This window comes from Vibrio sp. 1F255, from assembly GCF_041439145.1.
Lineage (GTDB): Bacteria > Pseudomonadota > Gammaproteobacteria > Enterobacterales > Vibrionaceae > Vibrio > Vibrio crassostreae_C.
Map to the genome: position 1 here is coordinate 1 of NZ_JBGONQ010000043.1, position 21,039 is coordinate 21,039.

General features: G+C 40.8%; 23 protein-coding genes and 1 pseudogene. 4 read left to right on the plus strand and 20 right to left on the minus strand.

Annotation, left to right across the window (positions count from 1 at the left end; genetic code table 11):
- Window positions 1-264 (plus strand): annotated as a pseudogene (locus ACED41_RS19335) (hypothetical protein); the annotation flags it as partial.
- Between the two features lie 188 nt (window positions 265-452).
- Here the strand turns inward: ACED41_RS19335 and ACED41_RS19340 are convergent.
- From ACED41_RS19340 to ACED41_RS19365, 6 genes are all read right to left on the minus strand, one after another.
- A complete protein-coding gene (locus ACED41_RS19340; RefSeq protein ID WP_017065202.1) occupies window positions 453-1,370 on the minus strand; it encodes a mechanosensitive ion channel family protein in 918 nt (305 codons plus the stop codon).
- 41 nt (window positions 1,371-1,411) lie between these two features.
- On the minus strand, window positions 1,412-3,025 hold the full coding sequence (locus tag ACED41_RS19345) for a diacylglycerol kinase family protein (RefSeq protein ID WP_102428894.1): 1,614 nt from the start codon (window positions 3,023-3,025) through the stop codon (window positions 1,412-1,414).
- A 150-nt stretch (window positions 3,026-3,175) separates the two neighbouring features.
- On the minus strand, window positions 3,176-3,604 hold the full coding sequence (locus ACED41_RS19350) for a hemerythrin domain-containing protein (RefSeq protein ID WP_010431952.1): 429 nt from the start codon (window positions 3,602-3,604) through the stop codon (window positions 3,176-3,178).
- 70 nt (window positions 3,605-3,674) lie between these two features.
- Window positions 3,675-3,872, minus strand: coding sequence for a hypothetical protein (locus ACED41_RS19355; protein ID WP_010431955.1), 198 nt, complete (start codon window positions 3,870-3,872; stop codon window positions 3,675-3,677).
- An 8-nt stretch (window positions 3,873-3,880) separates the two neighbouring features.
- A complete protein-coding gene (locus ACED41_RS19360; protein WP_010431958.1) occupies window positions 3,881-4,051 on the minus strand; it encodes a DUF1328 domain-containing protein in 171 nt (56 codons plus the stop codon).
- 42 nt (window positions 4,052-4,093) lie between these two features.
- Entirely contained in the window at window positions 4,094-4,639 is a 546-nt protein-coding gene (locus ACED41_RS19365; RefSeq protein WP_017065851.1) for a BON domain-containing protein, read from the minus strand.
- Between the two features lie 335 nt (window positions 4,640-4,974).
- Between ACED41_RS19365 and ACED41_RS19370 the strand changes: the two genes are divergently transcribed.
- Window positions 4,975-6,315: a sigma-54 interaction domain-containing protein gene (locus tag ACED41_RS19370; RefSeq protein WP_371725489.1), complete on the plus strand. Its 1,341-nt coding sequence runs from the start codon at window positions 4,975-4,977 to the stop codon at window positions 6,313-6,315.
- A 123-nt stretch (window positions 6,316-6,438) separates the two neighbouring features.
- Here ACED41_RS19370 and ACED41_RS19375 read toward each other — a convergent pair whose 3' ends face one another.
- The 5 genes from ACED41_RS19375 to ACED41_RS19395 all read right to left on the minus strand — a co-directional run bounded on the left by ACED41_RS19375 (window position 6,439) and on the right by ACED41_RS19395 (window position 10,904).
- On the minus strand, window positions 6,439-7,863 hold the full coding sequence (locus tag ACED41_RS19375) for an aspartate kinase (RefSeq protein WP_017065849.1): 1,425 nt from the start codon (window positions 7,861-7,863) through the stop codon (window positions 6,439-6,441).
- A 78-nt stretch (window positions 7,864-7,941) separates the two neighbouring features.
- Window positions 7,942-8,328, minus strand: coding sequence for an ectoine synthase (locus ACED41_RS19380; RefSeq protein ID WP_010431969.1), 387 nt, complete (start codon window positions 8,326-8,328; stop codon window positions 7,942-7,944).
- Window positions 8,329-8,341: 13 nt separating this feature from the next.
- Window positions 8,342-9,607 (minus strand): diaminobutyrate--2-oxoglutarate transaminase, encoded by a 1,266-nt coding sequence (gene ectB / locus ACED41_RS19385; protein WP_371725490.1) that lies wholly within the window; start codon window positions 9,605-9,607, stop codon window positions 8,342-8,344.
- A 35-nt stretch (window positions 9,608-9,642) separates the two neighbouring features.
- Complete coding sequence (ectA, locus tag ACED41_RS19390; RefSeq protein ID WP_010431975.1) at window positions 9,643-10,176, minus strand: diaminobutyrate acetyltransferase; 534 nt, start codon at window positions 10,174-10,176, stop codon at window positions 9,643-9,645.
- A gap of 467 nt (window positions 10,177-10,643) precedes the next feature.
- On the minus strand, window positions 10,644-10,904 hold the full coding sequence (locus tag ACED41_RS19395) for a DUF5062 family protein (RefSeq protein ID WP_010431978.1): 261 nt from the start codon (window positions 10,902-10,904) through the stop codon (window positions 10,644-10,646).
- A 448-nt stretch (window positions 10,905-11,352) separates the two neighbouring features.
- Here ACED41_RS19395 and ACED41_RS19400 point away from each other — a divergent pair, with 448 nt between their 5' ends.
- A complete protein-coding gene (locus ACED41_RS19400) occupies window positions 11,353-11,568 on the plus strand; it encodes a hypothetical protein (protein WP_017065847.1) in 216 nt (71 codons plus the stop codon).
- A gap of 131 nt (window positions 11,569-11,699) precedes the next feature.
- Here the strand turns inward: ACED41_RS19400 and ACED41_RS19405 are convergent, their stop codons facing one another.
- From ACED41_RS19405 to ACED41_RS19440, 8 genes are all read right to left on the minus strand, one after another.
- Window positions 11,700-12,446 (minus strand): phosphatase, encoded by a 747-nt coding sequence (locus ACED41_RS19405; protein WP_371725491.1) that lies wholly within the window; start codon window positions 12,444-12,446, stop codon window positions 11,700-11,702.
- A 15-nt stretch (window positions 12,447-12,461) separates the two neighbouring features.
- Window positions 12,462-13,196: a nucleoside/nucleotide kinase family protein gene (locus ACED41_RS19410; RefSeq protein ID WP_017065845.1), complete on the minus strand. Its 735-nt coding sequence runs from the start codon at window positions 13,194-13,196 to the stop codon at window positions 12,462-12,464.
- A 10-nt stretch (window positions 13,197-13,206) separates the two neighbouring features.
- A complete protein-coding gene (locus ACED41_RS19415) occupies window positions 13,207-13,719 on the minus strand; it encodes an MltR family transcriptional regulator (protein WP_017065193.1) in 513 nt (170 codons plus the stop codon).
- Window positions 13,720-13,777: 58 nt separating this feature from the next.
- Window positions 13,778-15,049, minus strand: coding sequence for a zinc-binding dehydrogenase (locus ACED41_RS19420; RefSeq protein ID WP_017065192.1), 1,272 nt, complete (start codon window positions 15,047-15,049; stop codon window positions 13,778-13,780).
- Between the two features lie 48 nt (window positions 15,050-15,097).
- A complete protein-coding gene (locus tag ACED41_RS19425; protein ID WP_371725492.1) occupies window positions 15,098-16,504 on the minus strand; it encodes a PTS mannitol transporter subunit IICB in 1,407 nt (468 codons plus the stop codon).
- Window positions 16,505-16,533: 29 nt separating this feature from the next.
- Window positions 16,534-16,977, minus strand: a complete 444-nt coding sequence (locus tag ACED41_RS19430; RefSeq protein ID WP_017065190.1) for a PTS sugar transporter subunit IIA — start codon at window positions 16,975-16,977, stop codon at window positions 16,534-16,536.
- Window positions 16,978-17,516: 539 nt separating this feature from the next.
- Complete coding sequence (locus tag ACED41_RS19435; RefSeq protein ID WP_371725493.1) at window positions 17,517-17,948, minus strand: GNAT family N-acetyltransferase; 432 nt, start codon at window positions 17,946-17,948, stop codon at window positions 17,517-17,519.
- A gap of 119 nt (window positions 17,949-18,067) precedes the next feature.
- The gene (locus ACED41_RS19440; RefSeq protein WP_371725494.1) at window positions 18,068-18,724 is read right to left on the minus strand and encodes a QnrS family quinolone resistance pentapeptide repeat protein; all 657 of its coding nucleotides are present in this window, start codon (window positions 18,722-18,724) and stop codon (window positions 18,068-18,070) included.
- A gap of 319 nt (window positions 18,725-19,043) precedes the next feature.
- Between ACED41_RS19440 and ACED41_RS19445 the strand changes: the two genes are divergently transcribed.
- Window positions 19,044-19,634, plus strand: a complete 591-nt coding sequence (locus ACED41_RS19445; protein WP_017061080.1) for a TetR/AcrR family transcriptional regulator — start codon at window positions 19,044-19,046, stop codon at window positions 19,632-19,634.
- Window positions 19,635-19,742: 108 nt separating this feature from the next.
- Here ACED41_RS19445 and ACED41_RS19450 read toward each other — a convergent pair whose 3' ends face one another.
- Entirely contained in the window at window positions 19,743-20,990 is a 1,248-nt protein-coding gene (locus ACED41_RS19450) for an anaerobic sulfatase maturase (protein WP_371725495.1), read from the minus strand.
- Between the last annotated feature and the right edge of the window lie 49 nt (window positions 20,991-21,039).

Sequence of the window (21,039 nt, forward strand, 5' to 3'; positions counted from 1 at the left end):
CATCACTTCACGCTACCCCTTATTCCATATGGGTTTTTCATGATCTTGCCCTGCATTAACAATGAAGTTAATGACAATGACATATTGAGTCAGCCCCCTGCGTTAATTGTTAGTTATAACGATATGTACCAGAGTAATTTAAGCCTAATTTCTTACCTCAAAAACACTATTAGAAAGTTTAACAATCAACATATGTCTGCTTTTTTCTCCTATTGGGTTGCGGCGTTGCAAGTTGAAAATGATGAGATAGCAAAGCATTTGTAACAGATATAACCCATCTAAAATAGATACGATTAATTAACTTGAGAAGAGAATCAAAGCCTACAACACAATCATTAAACAGTGGGAATAATCTAGGTTTAATTCTGATCTAATTCTGACATCACTCAAAATAAAAAGCGTCGAGGCATATTGCCTTGACGCTTTTTTACGAGAGGGACCGCTATGTTATTCTAGGAAGCGTCATCGACAGCCCCAGTCATCATTCTAGACAGACTTTTACCGCCTTTGGGATCAAAATCAAGTGTTCTAATCGGAAACGGTATTGTCATTCCAGCCTCTGATAATGACTCTTTAACCGCTATAATACCGTCGTGCTTTGCGTCCATATAACCAAAACCTCCTGGGTACTCAATCCAAAACCAAACCAATAAGTTAACGCTACTATCAGAAAAGCTTGAAGCGTAAACCGTCGTATCTTCTTTCCGACTAACATAAGACTTTTGGTTTATCGCTTTGGTTATCACCTCAGCGGCTCTTTTGGGACAGTCTGCGTAGGAAATCCCCACAGGGATCTCGACCCTTCTTCGTCCTTTTCGACTGTAGTTCGTCAAAATATTTCGGAAAACCATCTTATTGGGAATCATGACGTGTTGACCAGAGAACGTTTCAACCAGTGTATTTCGTAAGTTTATTTTGACTATGGTACCCATGACATCGTTGGAACCAACAACATCGCCAATTTTAAAAGGTTTACGAATACTCATTGTAATACCTGAAATGAGGTTCTCAGTCATATCTTGAAAAGCAAAACCGATAGCTAAACCTAGAATACCGGCACCGGCAAGCAACGATGTAACCGTACCTTGGAGCCCAACAAAATCTAACGCGACAAAAAATCCAATAGTAACAATGGTAACCTTAACAATAGAAGCCAGTAAGTTAATGACTTCTTGAGAGTCGACAACTCTATTGCTCAATCTTTTAAACAACTTACCGCTTATGTTGGCAACAAAGATAAAAATAAGAAACGTAACAAAAGCAACAATCAGGTTAGGGATAAGTTTAATTGCTTCAACTAACCAATGCTCTAACTTACCCTCTATCAGATGCTGAAACTTCTCTAAGTTAAAAGAGAGATTCATGTCCATGGTGTCTCCTTCTTATTCAATATGCGGATTATTCAATACATTCATGGAATACAAACCGTTAAGGCTTGCTTATCAATACTTATCTCCAGCGAATCAGCCGAATACGTCTCTCCATCAATCACGTATGAAATAGGTCGGTCAGAATCAATTTTAACGAGCTGTGCCGAAGCATAAGTAAAGTAACTAGCTTGTTCTTTCGCTCCGAGACTCGATAACAACAGATCAGATAGAGCGATAGCTCGTTTACTAAGTGAATTTGTGTTTTCCAAATAGGTAATATGCAGCTTCCCATCATCCGGCCTAGGAGGCTGTCCCCCTTGAGCAAGCACAGTACTAAAAGGGGAAGAGTTCGCCACGACCAAACTTTGTAATTTCATACTTTGTGATGGTTGGTCATCGATTGAAATTTGAAAGTGTTGATTATCGTCGGTGATTACTGCATTGAAGAACCCAGTCAAATACGCGAATTGCCCTTTTTCATTTTTTTGTTCTCGATGTGCGTAATCGATCATCTGTTCTTCAAACCCAATACCAAGAAGGAGTAATATTGGTTGTTGATTACAGAACGCCAGATCGATTCTTTTTGAGTTGCCAGATAAAATAGCCTCACACGCTTTTTCAACAGGCGATATTTTCGAGGTCAATCCATAAAGCATATGACATAGAGCGTTCGCGGTACCCAAAGGTATAATCCCGAGTTGTGTATCAGTCTTCCTAACTTGCCTTGCGACTTCACTAACCGTCCCATCGCCACCTGCAACGATAATATGCGCAGTATTCCGGTCTTTGGCCTGCTTAGCTAATATTTCTGCTGATACTTCTTGGCTAGTAAGAAAAATATCTAAACTGTACTTTCTCGTAAGTTCACGAATAACCTGTTGTTCATTCGCCAACCATTTACCACCACCTGCAACAGGGTTGGCAATAAGGCAAGCTTTATGGCCAAGAGTGAGCAAACCTTTATCACTGATTGCTTGAAGTGTTTTTAGTTGTAGATGGTTCAATTGGGCTGTACTTCGCACGTCGTTAATACTTTTCAAGACCTGCTCTACAGTAAGTGACGGATTTTTTGCTAAAAGGTAGGCAGCTACGACAAAGACAGAACGTCCTCGACCGAGAGCACAATGCACAACAACCGATCTAGATTGATTGATTTGGGTATCGATCCAATTTATAGCATGTTTAAGCTTATGCGTTTTAGGGACTTTATGATCAAGAACCGGGGTGTTTAAATAGCGAAATTGATCACCGGTCATTGCACTTTCTAAACCAGAAAACTCAGCTGTAACATCTACAATACAATGGATGTTTTGAGATTCTAAGAACGATAAATCTGAAGGGAACAAACGACGAGATACATATAAACCTTTTCCAACCTTCTGTATTGGTTCAACTTTATCTCTTTTAATTGCCCATGCATTGTACAGTCGAACACCTAAGAAGAATGGAATGAAGATCCATCTAATCCACCACACTATTTTCCCATCGCTAGTCTTCCTAAATATTGACGGCATATCGAAGATGTAGGCAACACTAACGATGAACATCGACAAACTACACCAGGCAAAAACACCACGGATTATTAGCTGTGGTATAAGAGCAGCAGCAAAAAAACAAGCTATAGCAAGAAGCATATAATATTTAATAATAAACATGTTACGCCTTAATTTATCCGTGAATTTAAATATATTTATCCGTAAATTTATCTATCTCTAAATTAAATAAAAGAAGGGCTCAAGAATGAGCCCTTAGCTTGATAACAAAGCAGTTTTATACTTATTTAAAGAATTTGATTACTTCGTGATTCAAGCAACCTCTTTTTCATATTTACGAGCTAATGTTTCTTTTTGTTCAGTATCTAAGACTCGACCTGCGGTTTGAAAAAAACGCTGCTCTTCTTCTTCTAAATGATGTTCAACCTTATCTTTTAATGTTTTCATTAAAACAAGCCAAGCTGGTGAAGACATCTCTGTATCATCGAGTTGAGCGAGTATTTTGTCGATTCCATGATGTTCAGCGATTCCATGTCTAGTCATGTCAATGGATTGATCACTCTCGATCAAAGGTGCATAAAAATGGCGCTCTTCTGCAATCGCATGCTTGGTTAACTCATCCTTAAGGTTAACATAGAGTTCTTGCCTAGCTTGTGTGTCTCCCGAAGTTTGGAGTAACGCATCCATCAAAAGTCGTTGCTTTTCATGACTGTCTTTGAGCACATCAAATATATTTTTCATGTCTAATTCCTACTTCATTGGTTTATTTTTATGAGGATTTTGGCATCTCATTGCACTCTAGATGACAGTTCTAGCAATCTTCATCTTTCGCATCTAAATGCTCTTTAATATTTTCACAGCTATCTTCTATTGCGTTTTGAGTATCCTCTACAGCCTCATCTACATTTTCCCCGGCTTGTTCCATCGGACCTTCATCACTACATGCCGCAAGTGCAAATGTAATACCCACAATAGTTAAAAAACGGTAAGCGTTCGATTTGATGTTCATATAAACTCCTAATGTTTGTTTTTATTCAGCAACATAATTACCACTGAAACCAGTAGTGATATTGCAAATATATAAAATATGATCTTTGCTACTGTCGCAGCAGCCCCAGCGATACCACTAAATCCCAAGAGGGCGGCAATAATTGCGACAATAAAAAATATTAGCGACCAGCGAATCATCGTTATTCCCCAATTTTTAATAAATTACCAATTGTAGAGAGGTTAAATAATATTTAATTTATCCACCACTCTCTCTACATTCGGGGTATTATTTGCTATAGATAAAGCTAAGTCGTGTTCACTGCTTGATGAAACTGAACCTTTCAAGATAACCACACTGTTTTCGGTTTCAACTTGAATATCGCTACCACTAACATTGGTATTCATTAATAAACGAGTGATTACCAGTGTCTTTATGTGAGCATCAGTCAAAGCTTGTACGGCTGCGGGTGTTTTTTCTTTGTCTTCATCAATCACTGTAAGTTCGTTTTTTACAGACTTAACGTCATCTAGGCTTAGCACTAACTCTTCTGCCAAATCTTTCTCTGTTTCATTTTTAACCGAGCCAGTTAAAGTAACCACTCGATTTTTAACGTAGGTGTTGATGTCAAATGAGTTTAAATTAGTATTCAGTAATAAAGTCGTTTCTGCTTTTCCATCAATCCACGCATCGAAAGTTTCTTTTTCCCACATGCTATTAGCAAAAACAGTTGATGAAGAAGTTGCAATCAAAGTAGCTAATAATATTTTACTTGCAGTATTTCTCATTAATTATCTCCTCTAGTTAACTGACACTTGTACAATTGCAACCAGCATGCCAACTTTTTAACTGACTGAAAATAAAGGATTTACACTTTAATTTTGAAAATTTACCATTGGTAAAATAATCGGAGGTGTATTAATTACACGAGTATTTTGTAAAAATTATCATCAATGGAGATCCTAGAATAATTAATATCAATACTGTTAATTAGCCACTTCTACTATCAGTAATATTGTAACTACATTTAAAAGGTGGCGTATAGTAAATGATAGATTCGTATTTGAAGGACATCATGTTATTATCAAGGTCGTTTTCTGTCGTACAAAAAGAGAGTTAAATCATGTCATTACCGACACTTTTTATAGAGTTAAAAGATGAATTATTGCGGTCTAAAATAAACTCTCTAGATGAATTATCAAGCTTTGAAATAATTCAAAGTACTATGGATGTTCATTGGATTGACAAGCTACAACAACTGCAACCAGATACTGCTATTGTTGAAGTCTCTCGATTTACTAACGATGATTTTAAGTCCTTATCGAGTGCAACAGGGTTGGACGAAATGGACTTGATTATTATCAGTACAGGTACGCCAAACAAAAATTTAGACATGATGATGAACCATGGCGCAATCTTCCATTATAGAAAGCCCGTCGACATGCAAATATTGGAAGATACCCTTGCAGAATTCAGTCAATACTTCCTCCAGAAGCAGGAAGAAGGGCGTAAAGTGTCCACCAGCGATTTAGACCAGTTCGGTATGTTAGTCGGTTCTTCTAAGCCCATGCATAAGCTGTATCGAACTTTAAGAAGAGTCGCGAAGACTGACACCAATGTTTTGATTGTCGGCGAAAGTGGGGCAGGTAAAGAATTAGTCGCACAAACGATTCACCTTGCCAGTGATCGTAAAAACCAACCTTTTATTGCGATCAACTGCGGTGCTATCAGCCCTGAGTTAGTTGATAGTGAATTATTTGGTCATGAAAAAGGCGCTTTTACAGGGGCGAATCGCACACACCAAGGGGTGTTTAGGCAAGCAGAAGGTGGCACATTGTTTCTCGACGAAATCACCGAAATGCCACTTGAACACCAGGTCAAATTACTACGAGTTTTAGAAACAGGTGAATATCGCCCTGTAGGCAGTAATGCAACGAGTATCGCTAATACTCGAGTCATTGCAGCGACAAACCGAGATCCACAAGTCGCTATTGAAGAACAGTTTTTGAGAGAGGATCTCTATTTCAGGTTGGCTCACTTCCCCATACATGTCCCTCCATTGCGTGAAAGAGGCGACGACATCGTCGGCTTAGCAAAACATTTTATTGCTCATCGCAACGCAAATGAAACCACTGCGAAGACCATTTTCACATCAGCGCTTCAAAAAATATCAGCCCATGCATGGCCAGGGAATGTCAGGGAATTAAAACACTGTATTGAAAGAGCTTTTATATTGGCAGATGAGACGATTAAAGATGAACACCTAATTTTTGATACTCCTCCTTTAGAAACAGGGACTACCGTTGAGGATATGGTTCCGGCGGGTGTTTCTCTTGAGAAGATTGAGAAAGCGGCGATTATCAATACGCTCGAAGAAAATGAAGGCAACAAAAAGGAAACAGCACAAGACTTGGGAATCAGCATCAAAACGCTTTATAACAAGCTCGATAAGTATCAAGAGTAGTAATACTCATATCTGATGTTGCTGTGTGATCAAAATAGATACAGGCGATCGTTAATTTGCAGTTGATGTTTTGCTTTTCCATGAAAATTTAACAGTGGAGGGTGAGCCCTCCACTGTTAAATTTTATGCTGCATTCACCGATGTCTCGGTTCTTTTATCTTGGTCAAAGAATTCTTCATGCAACGCGCAAATCGCTTGTTGATACTTGTCATCACTCACAACAAATTGCACATTTACGTTTCTCATAGACGAATGTAATGCAATAGGCGTAACACTATGGTTCATCAAAGCCAATACACCATTAGCGAGCGTTTTATTGGTATCAATTTGAGAACCGATCGCTGAGATTATAGCGACCATTCGACCTGAAATAGATGCCTGAGGGTAACGTTTCTCAGCCTTATAAGACACCTTGTTTAAACTCTCGGTGCTACCACCTAGATAATAGGTAATAGAATTGGCGTTCATCTCTTTACCAATAAGGTTCACTCTAGCATCTGCGATAATCTCCATTAACTCATAACTAACATTGTCCGCCTTACCGACCATTCCCTGGTCAAAAACATGTAACGCATATACCTTCTGTTTTCCGGCAATGATCTCAATGTGATTCGTGTCTGGTCGGTAATCAGAAGAAATCAGTGTTCCCTCATGTTCTGGCTCGAAGGTGTTTTTGATTTGCAGTTCTATGCCACTTTCTCGTAACCCAGCAGCCGCATTAGAGTGAATAGCTTCCATACCAAGGTTAGCCAGTTGATCGGCAACATCATAATTAGTTGCCCCAATCGGTTTAACCGAACCTACACCAACGACTTTTGGGTCAGCCGAACTAAAGTGATACTCCTTATGGATGATCGCCAATGATGCCTCAGTAATAGTAGCGATACGACTAAACGTCATCTCACTGTAACCACGATCATAAGTATGCATCAAACCTTCTTTGCAATACGCATAACCAGTTACTATGGGAAGCTCCTCAGTAACATCAATGTCAGAGAAAGCCTCTCTAATCGTATCGTCCAAACTTTGAGGGGTTTTGTTGTCCCAACCAGAAAGGTCAACAAAGGTCGAATTTATACCAATGTTTTTTAATTTAAGAGCCGTGTTGTATGCACTATGTGACTCTCCAATTGAAGAAAGAAACTCTCTAATCTGTGGTAAATAATGTCTCAGTGAAAACTGTCCGTATTGGCACGTTTCAAGAATGTTAGTAATACAGTTTTTGGCTTCTGAAATACGAGACCGGATGAACTTATCTGCTCTCATACGATTCATTGGATCCGCAAAAATATGCTCATTGGTCAATAGCATGCGGCGTTCAATATAAGATAGAGCATCCTTCCACGAATCGTCACGCATCGCTATCAATTGATAGATACCAGGCTTACCTGTTTTTTTACATTCCAACAATGCATCCGTCATACCGCTGTATGCGGACACAACAAAGATTCGGTTATACGGATTTTGAGGGCGGAGAATAATATTGTCGAGCACAGCATCAAATGCTGTCATTGATGTACCGCCGATTTTTTCTACGGTAAATGTCATAAAAGACCTTTTGTTCTTGAAGAGATTAAAGACTAAATAATAGGGAGCGGGGTGAGATATCACCCCTGAATATATGGGTTAATCAACGAGTGGATAAACGCCGTTTTCATCGTGTACTTCAGCGCCAGTAATTGGTGGGTTAAACACACAAGCCATTGTCATTTCTTTGTTTTTATATGCGCGTAAATAATGCTCATCATTCTTATCTAGGATGTACAACGTACCGGGTTTGATTGGGTAAGTTTTACCACCAACGACTTCAATCTCCCCTTCACCACTCATACAAAACACAGACTCCAAGTGGTTTTGGTAATGGATATGTGTTTCTGTCGCTTCGTAAATTGTTGTGATATGAAAAGAAAATCCCATATTGTCATCTTTCAATAACATGCGAGTGCTTTCCCAGTTATCCGATACAATACGTCTTTCACTATTACGACATTCATCAAGTGTTCTAACAATCATTTTACTCTCCCTATTAAGATGCTTTCTTGAAATGCTTGGTTGCTACCACTTCAACTGAGTCTTCGAAAATAGTTAAACCTTGCATCAATTCCGATTCTGAAATGGTTAATGGACAAAAGAACTTCAAGATTTCATCGTTTGGACCTGCGGTCTCAATTACCATGCCCTTGTCAAAACACACTTTTGCAATCTCATCAGCTGTGTTCCCATCTTTACATTCAATGCCAATCATCATTCCGCGTCCCTTGCGTTGAACAAATAGCTCAGGGAAACGCTTGAGATTGCGTTGAATGACATCATCGACCATGCTTGAGCTACGTTGAATATGATTTTCAAAATCATCATTTGACCAATACATTTCTAACGCTTTAGCAGCAGTAATGAACGCATGGTTGTTACCACGGAAGGTGCCGTTGTGTTCTCCCGGCTCCCACTTGTCTAGTTCAGGCTTTAATAAAACCACAGCCATCGGTAAGCCATAACCACTTATCGACTTAGATAGCGTAACGATATCTGGTTTTATACCTGAAGGTTCAAAGCTAAAAAACGTTCCTGTTCGACCACAACCGGCTTGAATATCATCCACAATAAGTAGGATATCGTGGGCTTTACAGATTTTGCTTAACTTCTGTAGCCACTCATTTGAAGCGACATTTAACCCACCTTCACCCTGAACCGTTTCCAATAAAACGGCAGCAGGTTTATCCATACCAGCGGAATTATCGGTTAACATCGTTTCAAATAATTTTAAACCATCGATTCCAGCGTAACCTTCAAATGGCACACGCGTAACGTTGTTGAGATTTGAGCCCGCACCTTGCCTGTGGTGTTGGTTGCCTGTAGCAGCCAATGCACCCGCCGTACAACCATGAAAACCATTGGTAAATGCAACAATACTGCTTCGATTTTTTACTTTTTTCGCCAACTTAATCGCTGCCTCAACCGCATTTGTTCCTGTCGGGCCGGTAAATTGAACTTTGTAATCTAATGCTCGAGGTTCCAAAATAAAGCGACTAAGAGCTTCTAGGAATTCAGCTTTGGCTTCTGAATGCATATCCAAGCCATGTGTAATTCCATCCATTTCAATATACTCAAGTAAAGCTTGCTTAAGTATTGGATTGTTATGACCGTAATTGAGAGATCCTGCTCCAGCAAGAAAATCGAGGTAACGATCACCTTGTTTTGTTTCAAGCCAGCAGCCTTTTGATTTAGCAAAAGTGACTGGAAAACTATTCGAGTATGAACGTACGTTAGATTCCCGCTTTTTAAAAATATCCATGATAAGGCCGTTATTTGATTCCTATAAGTTAATGATTATTTAAGGGGTATTCGATACAAATACTCAGTATCGTGCAGCCCTTTAAAATGAACATTTTCATCTAAGAAAGTGGTCACTTTTCCAGTGCTACTATTTTTTGCGTCTAGCTTTTTAAAGAGTGCCCAAGACGCTTGATTTGACTTAGTAATGGTTGTTTCAATAGCTTCTATACTCTTCAGCCACTCTCGACGAAGTAAGCTGTTCAACATCTTGTAAGCTAAAGAGTGACCTCTAAATCGAGGGGCAACTGCAACTTGCCAAATAAAGAGAACATTAGGCTCACTCGGTTTTTGATAACTCGAGATAAAGCCCGCAAGCTCACCTTTGTTCTCAACCAAAATACAAGTTTTACTAAAGTGAGTGGATTGCAAAAAATTGCAATATGACGAGTTGGTGTCTAGTGGCGGACATTCTGAAATCAGTCGATAAATGTCGTTGCCATCTGAAGCTTTGGGCTCGCGAAAACTCCATTCTTCACTCGTTTTTTCTATCACTTCTGGACACAACACCCAAGGCGCTGATGTAATCATACCGAGAAATTCCTTTGAACTCTAATTAAATTCCTTTTTATTATGAGCATTTAGCCCCCACTAAGATCAACACCTTAACTTTAAAAAAACAAAGATTAGTGATCTGTGTTACATTTAGTAGCGGTCAGCATGAATTAAATAATACTTTGAGTTCTAATGTATTTGATCGGTGGAGATCTTAAGAAAATGTCTTTAACCGAATAAGCGTCAAAAGAAGGTTAGAGTCATTAGTAAATTATGTGCTCAGATTGCCAATCAAGCGGCATAAATCACCAACACTCTCAGTGTTGAACATTCTATCGAGTAGATAACAACGCTTCGAATGGCAGTGACTCGCTATCCACTATTAAAATATCGGCCTCAAAAACAAAAAAACCTAGCGAGAGCTCGCTAGGTTTCTTATCTAACATATCGATGAATAATGAACTCAGAGGAAACGAGTCCAGAAATATCAGCTTGGAAAAGGTTTACTTCAAGGGATCATTGTCAGGCAATGCTTTATGTATCCATAGCGCCAGACGCTTTTTAATGTTTGCCCCATCAAGCTTACTTTCTGGTAACGGCGTGATCTGATTTACTTCAACAAGAAACAAGTACACCGCTTTGACCTTTATTGGTTGAGATGAATGTGGCAAATCAAAACCTTGCAATTTAGCCATTTTAAAACCGACCTCAACTGCTTTTTTCACTAGTTTATCTTCATTAATGATCTTCGCGGTTTTCGACATATCATCTCCATCATCTTTATCGAACGAGTACTGAGTATATCAAACCGAACAACTCACAAGATTACCTCGCTCTCAATTTGAGGAGTCGCTTTGATAAATAACATAAAGCGAATAACAGGCTCTAGAATAACTCTAATTCGATTGATAGTTACGATATCAATGGCTATACGCAACCGATCTCTTAATAAAACACTCAATAAATGAGATCTTAAGTCAAGAAACAAAAAGTTGAATAATATTTGACTTAGTATTCCAAAGAATACGGAATACTATGTTTCTCATTTAGATGATAAACATAGTATATAATACAAATAACTTTCTGTTATTTAATCAGTTTTATACTAAAACGACTTAGATCATACTTACTGGTTCTTGTAACAAAATGTTATTTACAAAATACTCATTAAGAAAATAGAATAAACCCACTAATATTATACTGGTGTTAAAAATGCGTTACCTATGGGCTTCATTCTGTCATAAAAACCCAATCATCGGACGAATCGTTCATATCTTGGTTATGTTAGTTGCATTAGCTTCTATCGTTGTTCCATTGATATCAAAAGACGCAACAACAATCATAGCTTCACTGTGTGTTGCTCTAGTATGCTTCGTCATTTTTGTCTTCTTTGCTCTCGCCGACAAGATGCGTTCAGGCATGCACTAATCAGTTCTCTATTCACCAAGCATTCTCTTTTCTACAATTCATTATAAAATGCTGGTTACCAAATACGGAAAAGCCCAAAGTTATTAGCTTTGGGCTTTTTGATACCAGTAATCATTAACTCAGCAACACACTTAATATAAGTGTGCAAATTCTTCGATTCGACTCTTACCGCGCAGTAATAAAAAGTTCAAAAAGCGGGATGTTGAGGTAGTGATTATTTTGTCTTCTTCCACACCGTGCTTTTCAAGTAATGCTTTTACAAGACCCAAATGAGCAATCTCTTCACAGAAATGCGCATCAGAACCTGTAGAAAAGTAAACACCAACTCGCTTTCCAATCTCCACAATCTTAGAACAGCGTACATCACTCCCCTTGCGGCTTTTTCCCGTCAAAGAGGTATTGTTCACCTCAATCGCCACATTGTGCTGTTTAGCACACTCGAGCACGGCTCGAATATCAAATGGGTAATTTGGGTTACCAAGGTGCCCAAGCACATCAACCTTTCCCCCCTCAATTATATTAATGAGGGCTTGGGTATGTATCTCTTCAGTGGATGGAGGAAACACAGGTTCGTGGAAGCTGGCAATAGTCCAGTCAAGGTGCTGATAGGTTGAAGGGGATAGATCTAAGTCTCCTTCAATGTTGGTGATGTTTGCTTCCACTCCACGCAGGATTCCAACATAGTGAAGAAAGCGGGGCAAAATTCTTTGATTGTTGAAAAACCAGTAGTGGGGGGCACCCGGCATTTCAGGAGCATGATCCGTTGTACAAAGAAGTTTCAGCCCCTTATGCTGTGCTGCTTTAGCGTTCTCAATAATAGTGCTGTAAGCATGGCCGCTGGCAACAGTATGAGTGTGGCTGTCGACGACGATCTTCATAGCGACCTCCTAGAATTAATTGATATCAAAAGAACCATCTTGGTTCATATATAGAGTTAGGTCCGCTTTTACAGAATGATTTAAAACCATGTCTACATTCTTTGAATCTGAACTTTTATAAAAAGCGAGAGCCTCTTCAAGCGTTGAGCCACCACGAATCTTGCGGTTCACTAAACGCTCTTCTAAAAACTTAGGAGCGGTATCGATGAAGATGGTGAAATCAGCAAGCTCATTCAACCCACTCCATACTGGTTCATCGAGCAGAAGCCAATTTCCCTCAATCACCACAATCTCTTTTTCAACGGTGATTGCGTCATCAACTGGATCATGCAGGTTACGATCGTAGTAAGGCCACTTTGGGTCTTGAACTTTTAGCTTCTTGAGTTTGTCGATAAGAGATGTGAGGTTAAAGGTTTCGTGTGCGCCTTTAATACTACGCAGCTTTATCTTCTCTTCACCGCGGATGGTGTAATTCGAATCGAGGATCTCGTTCGGGTAATGAAAGCCATCGAAAGGCAGCACCTGCAATGGTTCAACATTTGGGATTGTGTGAGATAGGTACTCCCAGAATGCCGCTAGGGTTGATTTTCCACTGCCAGGAGGCGCAGCTAAGAATATAACCGTTCGTTCGTTCTTTTCTTGGTAAAGACGAGAAAACTTTTCAACCAATGGCTTATGAATTTGTTCGATATTGTTATCTGAAAACACAGCTTCGGTCTCAAAGCCACTGACATTTAGGGAAACTTTCATATGAAAAGCCTTAATCTAAAATTTCGTTCTCCACGGTTTCTAACAAACCTTCGCAAGCGAGCTTCAACACGGTTTTGACCAGTGACTCATAGCGAGCTTGAGAAAAGGAGTCGAATGATGAAAATTTTAATTGGTTAATCGAATCAAGATAGATGCTGCCGTCGCTCTTTGAGAGCGTCGCTTGATTAGTGATGAAGTCGTAAATGACATCATCACTAAACGAAATTGGCTCTTGTTGCTGAGCGACAAAACCGTGCATTTGGTCAAACAAGTTAATATCTGCGTAACTCTCTATTGAGATCTTACCCATCGCAAACATCAGCTTTGATACCACATCAATCTCGACCAAAGGACCATCCTCTTTGAGTAGAGGGGTCACGGCATACTCAATCACCAAAGGATCTTGAACAAATACCCTTGGTAACAAATGCTTTAACTTAACGCTAATCAGCTTATGAGATGCTTGGATAAAACAAGTGGCGGTTTCGCACTCTTCTAAGGCATCTAATAATTCGTCTTGCACCGTAATAACATGTTCCTTATTGGTCGTGGCAGCAGTGTAGCTGCCACGAAATCATCGATTACGCCGTTAGGCTAACGCCGTAGAACTCAAGCAGTGCTTTCTCTGCCAGTTCGTTCCAAACGTAGTTGTTATCTTTCAAAATTCGGTCTAGTTCGCCGAAGAACGGGTCTTGCTCTGCTAGCTTATGGAACTCATCAATTGCCGTCAGTGGCAGGTCAATATGCGGGTAGATTAGCTTTTTACCACCCGGAATATCCAGTTGATTTAGGATAGTGTGAGGTGCCGCCTCTAAGCCACCAACGTGAGTTAGCATAAATGATGGGTTGATCTTACCCGCTTCCGAAAGTTCAATGGATTCAACCATATCCCCTGTTGAACCGCCAGAGGTTCCTACAATATGCGTAGATTCATAATGCACATTGTAAAAGTTGAACGGTACTTTAAATTGCTTATCTGTTGGACCAGCAAAGAAGTTCAGGCAGCCATCGTTACCTAATAGCTCATCAGCTTGCTCAAGCACCTGTGCAACCGCTGCATACACCATGACATCGTCATAGCCATTGCCGTCATTCAGTTCTTTTAAGTACGTAACAGGGTCATCAATTTTCGCTGTGTTTACGTAATGGAGTTCAATACCATTCTCGGTCGCTTTTGATACCGGGATAAGGCTTTCTGCGCGCGAGAGACGAGCTTCATCGATATCAGTCACCACAATACGGCTTGGCTTCACAGGGCCGTTAATCGCGTAATCAATCGCGCCAATACCCATAGGGCCAGCACATGCAAGTAGCGCTAACGCTCCGCCCTCTTTGATGCCCATTTGATGTTCATACACGTATGGGGTTGTGTGGTAGCTAGCGTGGAACGCACCGATGATGCAAGACATTGGCTCTGCAAGCGATGCGTTTGCATAGTAAGAACTCTTGTATGGCAGCACACAGTCTAAATCAATCGCTACTTTAGGGATGATTGAGTACGTCGCGTTACCACCGAATGTCTCGTAGCTGTAGCCTGCTGAGTAGCCTGTTGGCAAGCCCATTGCGGGCTGCAGTACAAATGGTTCGCCCGGCTTAAAACGGTCTTGTAAGTTAGCACCTACTTCTACAATCACACCTGCGTATTCATGGCCTGTCATTACAGGTACTTCAGCAATATTTTCAGGCACACGTTTGTGGTTACTGCCGAGGAGTGCTGCTTTGTAAGTCGATAGACAGATGCTGTTTGAAACGTTTTTAACCAGCAGTTCATCATCTGAAATCTTTGGTAGATCGAAGGTTCTTAGTTGAACGTCTTTCTCACCACAAATTACCGCTGCAGTTGTTTGAACCATGATTTTATCTCCGAAAAGTGGGGCCAATACCTGACCCCAGAATATTAATTAAGCTTGCTGACCGATGGTGTCCATTAGGTTGTTTAATGCTGGGTCATGTAGGAAGTTCTTGATGGTCACCACAGGCAGGCCTGTTGCTTTGATTGCTCGACTCTCTAGACTCTCGTGGGTCACCACCACGTCCGCGTTGCTCGGCACTTTTTCGATTGCGAAGTTCTTCACTTCAACGTTAAAGCCGGCTTTTTCGAGTTTGCGCTTAAAGGTTGATGCCCCCATTGCGCTTGAGCCCATCCCTGCATCACATGCAAAGGCGACAAATTTAATGTCTTTCGCTTCTGCTTTTACCGCTGCTTGTGCTGGCGATTTTGCTGCTGCACCTTCAGCTTTCATATCTTTCATGTCTGTGATTGATTGCTCAAACTCTTCTTCAGACTCCTCTTTCTTGCTTACTTTGAGGATTGCGCTTGCGACTAAGAAAGAAACAATCGTTGCTGTTGTTACACCGGCGATGGTCGCGAAGAAGCTGCCTTTTGGTGTTAGAGCTAGGTAAGAGAAGATTGAACCTGGACTTGGACCTGCAACCAGACCACCATCAAGTAGATTGAACGTTGCGATGCCTGTTGCCGCACCTGCAATCATCGCTAAAATCATGATTGGCTTCATTAGCACGTATGGGAAGTACAGCTCATGAATACCACCGAAGAAGTGGATGATGATTGCACTTGGTGCTGATTTCTTACTTAGACCTTGACCAAACTTAGCGTAAGCCAGAAGCATACCTAAACCAGGGCCAGGGTTAGACGCCACCATAAAGAAGATAGATTTTCCTGTTTCAGCTGCTGCTTGTAGGCCTAGTGGGTAGTAAATACCTTGGTCGATAGCGTTGTTCAGGAACAAGACTTTTGCTGGTTCATTAATAATTGCAAGTAACGGTAGGAAGCCAGTCGCTACAAGCGCTTCGATGCCCGATTTAACGAATAGGTTCGCTGCAGTTACAGCTGGACCAACAATCGCGTAAGCAAATAGACACATCAACATGCCGAAGATACCTAGCGAGAAGTTGTTTACCACCATCTCGAAACCAGAAGGGATCTTGTCTTGTAGGCGTTTATCGATTTGAACAATCACCCAGCCACTTAGTGGACCCATGATCATTGCACCAACAAACATTGGAATCTCGGCGCCGGCAATAACACCCATAGTACCGATAGCGCCAGCTACAGCACCACGCTTGTCACCAACAATCTGACCACCGGTATAACCAATCAATAATGGTAATAAATAGGTAATCATCGGACCAACAAGCTCACCGAAATACTCATTCGGCATCCAACCTGTTGGGATAAATAATGCGGTAATGAAGCCCCAAGCAATGAAGGCTCCGATATTTGGCAATACCATGGCAGTCAGATGACCACCAAAAGCTTGCACTTTGGCTCTTATATTTGTAGACACGTTATATTCCTTATTTTCAAAGGTTATTATTAGTAACTTTTAATAATTTCAAGCACTTCTGCTTTTGAAGAAGAAGCAGCCAGTTTGGCAATGTTTTCTTCATCAACCAGCATTTCGCTAAGCGCTTGAATAACCTCAATGTGTGTATCTGAATCCTTTGCAGCTAATGTTAATAAGACATTGGCAGGCCCCATATCAGACCCAAAATCCACCGGGTTAGAAAAGACATGAATACCAAGTCCAGTCTTTAGTACACCTGCTTCTGGGCGGGCATGAGGCATAGCAATACCTGGACAAAGAACGTAATAAGGTCCATTATCATGCGTTGACTGAATGATCGCGTCTGCGTAGTTATCGGTAACGTAGCCCTTATCTTGTAGGTAACGAGTCGTTTCCTTAACTGCATCTTCCCACTTGTATTCAGAGTGGTTAATAACATCAATTAGGTCGTGGTCAATAAGGTCATAAAGCATAATATATCCCAGTTATTCTTTGTTCGTTTTTGTTGGGATTATTATCAATGGAAGTAGAAGAATAGAGAAATGGCAACAAAGTGAGATCCAGGTCACTTAAATATCAGAGTCAAACGATTAGTTATTCTCTACCTCTCATATTTATCATGAAATTTAATTACAATTTTATTATTAACAACAAGTCAATAGTTTAAATTTGATAGCAAGCCCAATTATAGGATTTAAATAAGATTACACAAACGTGATAAAGATCTATTTATACGTATTGACCAAGTATTAATTGTGATGATGGTTACATTTAATTTGGGCGTTTGGGTAATGTTAAGCGCTAAGATCAGTGACCAAGATCCCGTATGAAATACAAACACCACCACTTTGTAAGTGAGTAACACCTCGTTCACGCACCTATTCAGATCTGCCTCATATTGGATAATTTGGTTATCATTGGTTCAGATACGGAAAAGCCCAAAGTTATTAGCTTTGGGCTTTTCTTCTAGCGACTGTGGTTGATTACAACCGAGTGATACGACAACCGAGTCTTACAGCGTCATATGCAGAATTGGAAATGGTTTTCCCATATCATCAAGTGGTGAGCGTGATTCTACTTTAAACCCCATGTGCTGATAGAAACCTACCGCTTGTGGGTTTTGCTCATTAACGTCAACTTTGGTGGCTGCTAACTGCTCAATCGCATGTTGCAACAGCACCGTACCTACGCCTTGCCCTCGAACTTCATTCAAAACGAAAAGCATCTCGACTTTTGCATCATGGACACCCACGAAGCCAACTATCGAACCACTTTCATTTTTAACGCATTGCAAAGAAACCGCAGGGAACGCATGTTCCATGATGATAGGTTTAAAAAACTCAATATCTTCTTCTGTAATAAAGTCATGAGTTGCTCGGACCGAATTCTCCCAAACCTTAAGCATTTCTGCATAATCTTCAGGAAGCACATTTTCTATAGTCATAATTTTCTCTAGATTAAATTGAATATAAACATGTGCAGCCGCGAGCCAGTAGTCTATCAATGGTTAGGAAAACAAAACAACCGCCTTCTCTATACCATTTACTCGCTTCGCTAGCCCTATTAATCGGGCATTACCACAATACCTATGGTTTCAAGCAGTTGCTCTTGCTGCCAAGCAACGATTTTAATCCCCGATGTGTCTACCTTGCGAGGATCTAACCCTTCTAATTCAGCATGGCATAAATTAGCACCTTGCATACTAAATTGCCCCCATACATCTTCCGAGAACACGCCTCGGCTAAGATCGGACTCTTTTAGTGACGCGCCGCCAAGGTAAGTGCCTATCCAACGGTTCTCAAACAGCTCACACTTCTCTAAACAAGCTTGTTCAAAATTGGCGTATGACAGATTACAGCCCGTAATATACGCAGAGCAAAAGTACATTCTATTGCTTACCTGATTGGCAAAGTTAGCGCGAGTAAAGTTCGCCCCTTTCAGGTCGCATTCACGTAGCTCAATCCCATAGCAATTCGCATTACTAAAATTCGCCATCGCCAACTGGCAATTCTGGAAGCTTGCATCTCGTAAGTCGGCAACATCAAAGTGGCATCCCTCAATATCGCCTTGTTCAATAAACTTACAGTTAATAAACGTTGCGTCACGTAAGTTCGAACGTCTGAAATCACAACGGATAAACGTACAGGCTGTAAATGTAAGCTCTGATAAGTCTTGCTGAGCAAAATTGTGGTGATGATAAGTGCTGTTATTGGTGTCCATTTAGCCCCCTAAAGAAATTAATCTAAGACTATCATTGCGATCTCAAGAAAACACCAAATTAAAAACCAACAAAAACAGCAACTTAAAACACCCCAATTTAGCCATTTTAAGGCACCAAACAAGCCCTATAAGGTTGTTATTTTCGTTTTATAGCATGCCCTTATCTTGAAAAAAGTTTTATCGCTTAGAAGTGTAAGCAAGAGAAAAATCAATTTAACGAAACGAGTCAATTATTGACCGTGTCCTAACGCGCTAGACTGGACGGTTGGTATGTTGCTGGTTACACTATTCCTCATTCTCAGCATAAAGAGTAAGAACAATGAAAGACATGCGACAAGCTATGCTCGATGCAGGGTTTAGCCTTATTAATGAACACGGGTTTGCTGGTGTTGGCCTGATGAAAATCATCAACCAAGCGGAAGGCACGAAGGGTTCTTTTTACCACTACTTTAAATCCAAAGAACACTTTGGTGAGATCCTGCTTACTAACTACTTTGATGAGCATCTCGCTAAGCTGGACGACTTTTTAAGTGATGAGTCGCTTTCTCGCCGTGATCGCGTTAAAGCCTATTTCGAGTTTTGGTGTGCATCGAAACTGACTGAAGACTTCAATATCCAATGTCTTGTCGTAAAACTGGCGGGAGAAGTAGCTGGATCTGAAAACCCGTTGCAATCGACCATGGCTGAAGGCGCGGAAAAGATCATCCTGCGTATGGCGAAGCTGTTTGAAGAAGGCAATGAGGCCGGTGATTTCACTATCGCAGAGCCAGAATCGCTATCTCGAACGCTTTATGGTTTATGGCTTGGCTCAACGCTCATGGCCGCCATGCAGCGTAACCGTTCGATTCTAAACAATGCCATGGAAGAGACTCTTCTCGCCATGAGCCCAGCCCAAGAATCGGCTGACTAGATACCCCCGTAACCAGAAGCCAAATACCAAATACCAAAAGGCTCGCACAATTTAGCGAGCCTTTTATCTAACTTTAAATCTAGATTGAATCCATTCACGCTTACTCCGTTACCCCAGACGAGACGGGATATTATTGGCTTTGAATAAGTCCTTAATAACAGGGTCGATATGCTTGAAGAAGCTCAGCCAACCTTCACAGAGATAATTTAACCCCGCCTCACCATCTCGGCTTGTGATGATACGGTTTTTGGGGCATTCGCCATGACATGCAAATTTAAACTCACAGGCTTGGCATTGTTTCGGCAGAGACTTCTGTTTGGCGAACCCAAAACGCTGCTGCTTTGGCGAGAAGGCTAAAGTTGAAAGTGCTTGTTCCTGAATATTACCCAGCTGAAATTCAGGAAAGACATAATGGTCACATGAATACACATCGCCATTGGGCTCAACCGCTAACCCTTTTCCGCAAATCTCACTCAATGTACACATAGTGCTTTCTTTCCCCATCCACACACCAAAGAAGTTTTCAAAATAAGGCACGAGCACCTGACCAAAATCATGTTGGTACCATTCATCAAAAATCGTAGAGAGAAACTCTCCCCATTGTGCTGATTCAACACTCCACGGCTCTAGATCGCCTGAAACAGGAATGATCGCCTTCTGGTTGGTGAGCCATTTGTTGTTAGTATGAGCAGCACGCTTATCGACCACAGGAATAAACTGCAATTGCTTCGAACCCACTTCATCACGCAGAAAGCGATAGACCTCTAATGGATATTTTCCTGTCACATCATTCACGCAGCTTAGGGTCGCGAACTCGACGTTATGCAGCTTCAAGTAGCGAATGCCACGCATTGTTTGAGAAAAAGTGTCTTTGCCTGCACGGTTGGTCCGGTAGTGATTGTGTAAGTGCTCTGGGCCGTCAATGCTCACACCAATGATAAAGTCATTGTTTTTGAAGAACTCACACCACGTATCATTCAGTAACGTGCCGTTGGTTTGAAGGTCATTGCTAATCTTGCTGTAGCTAGGACAATATTTTTTCTGCAGCTCGACGACTTTTTGAAAGTACTCAATCCCCAACAAGGTAGGCTCTCCACCGTGCCAAGAAAAGATAATTTCAGGCGTATTCTGCCCTTCTATGTACTGCTTGATATAACGCTCTAATAGAACTTCATCCATCGTATATTGAGAGCCTTTTGGGTAATCAAGCAGCTGTTGTTTTTCTAAATAATAACAGTAGGTGCAACTGATATTACACACCGCCCCAATCGGTTTTACTAACGCCTGAAGTTTGCTGTGTGCTTTGCCATTGAACTGTGGAATTGAACTCAAGTTTGATAGCGATAATGTCGTCATGAAGAGTGCCTCGATGTAAAAGTTATTGTATTAGCTAAAACAATTCGTA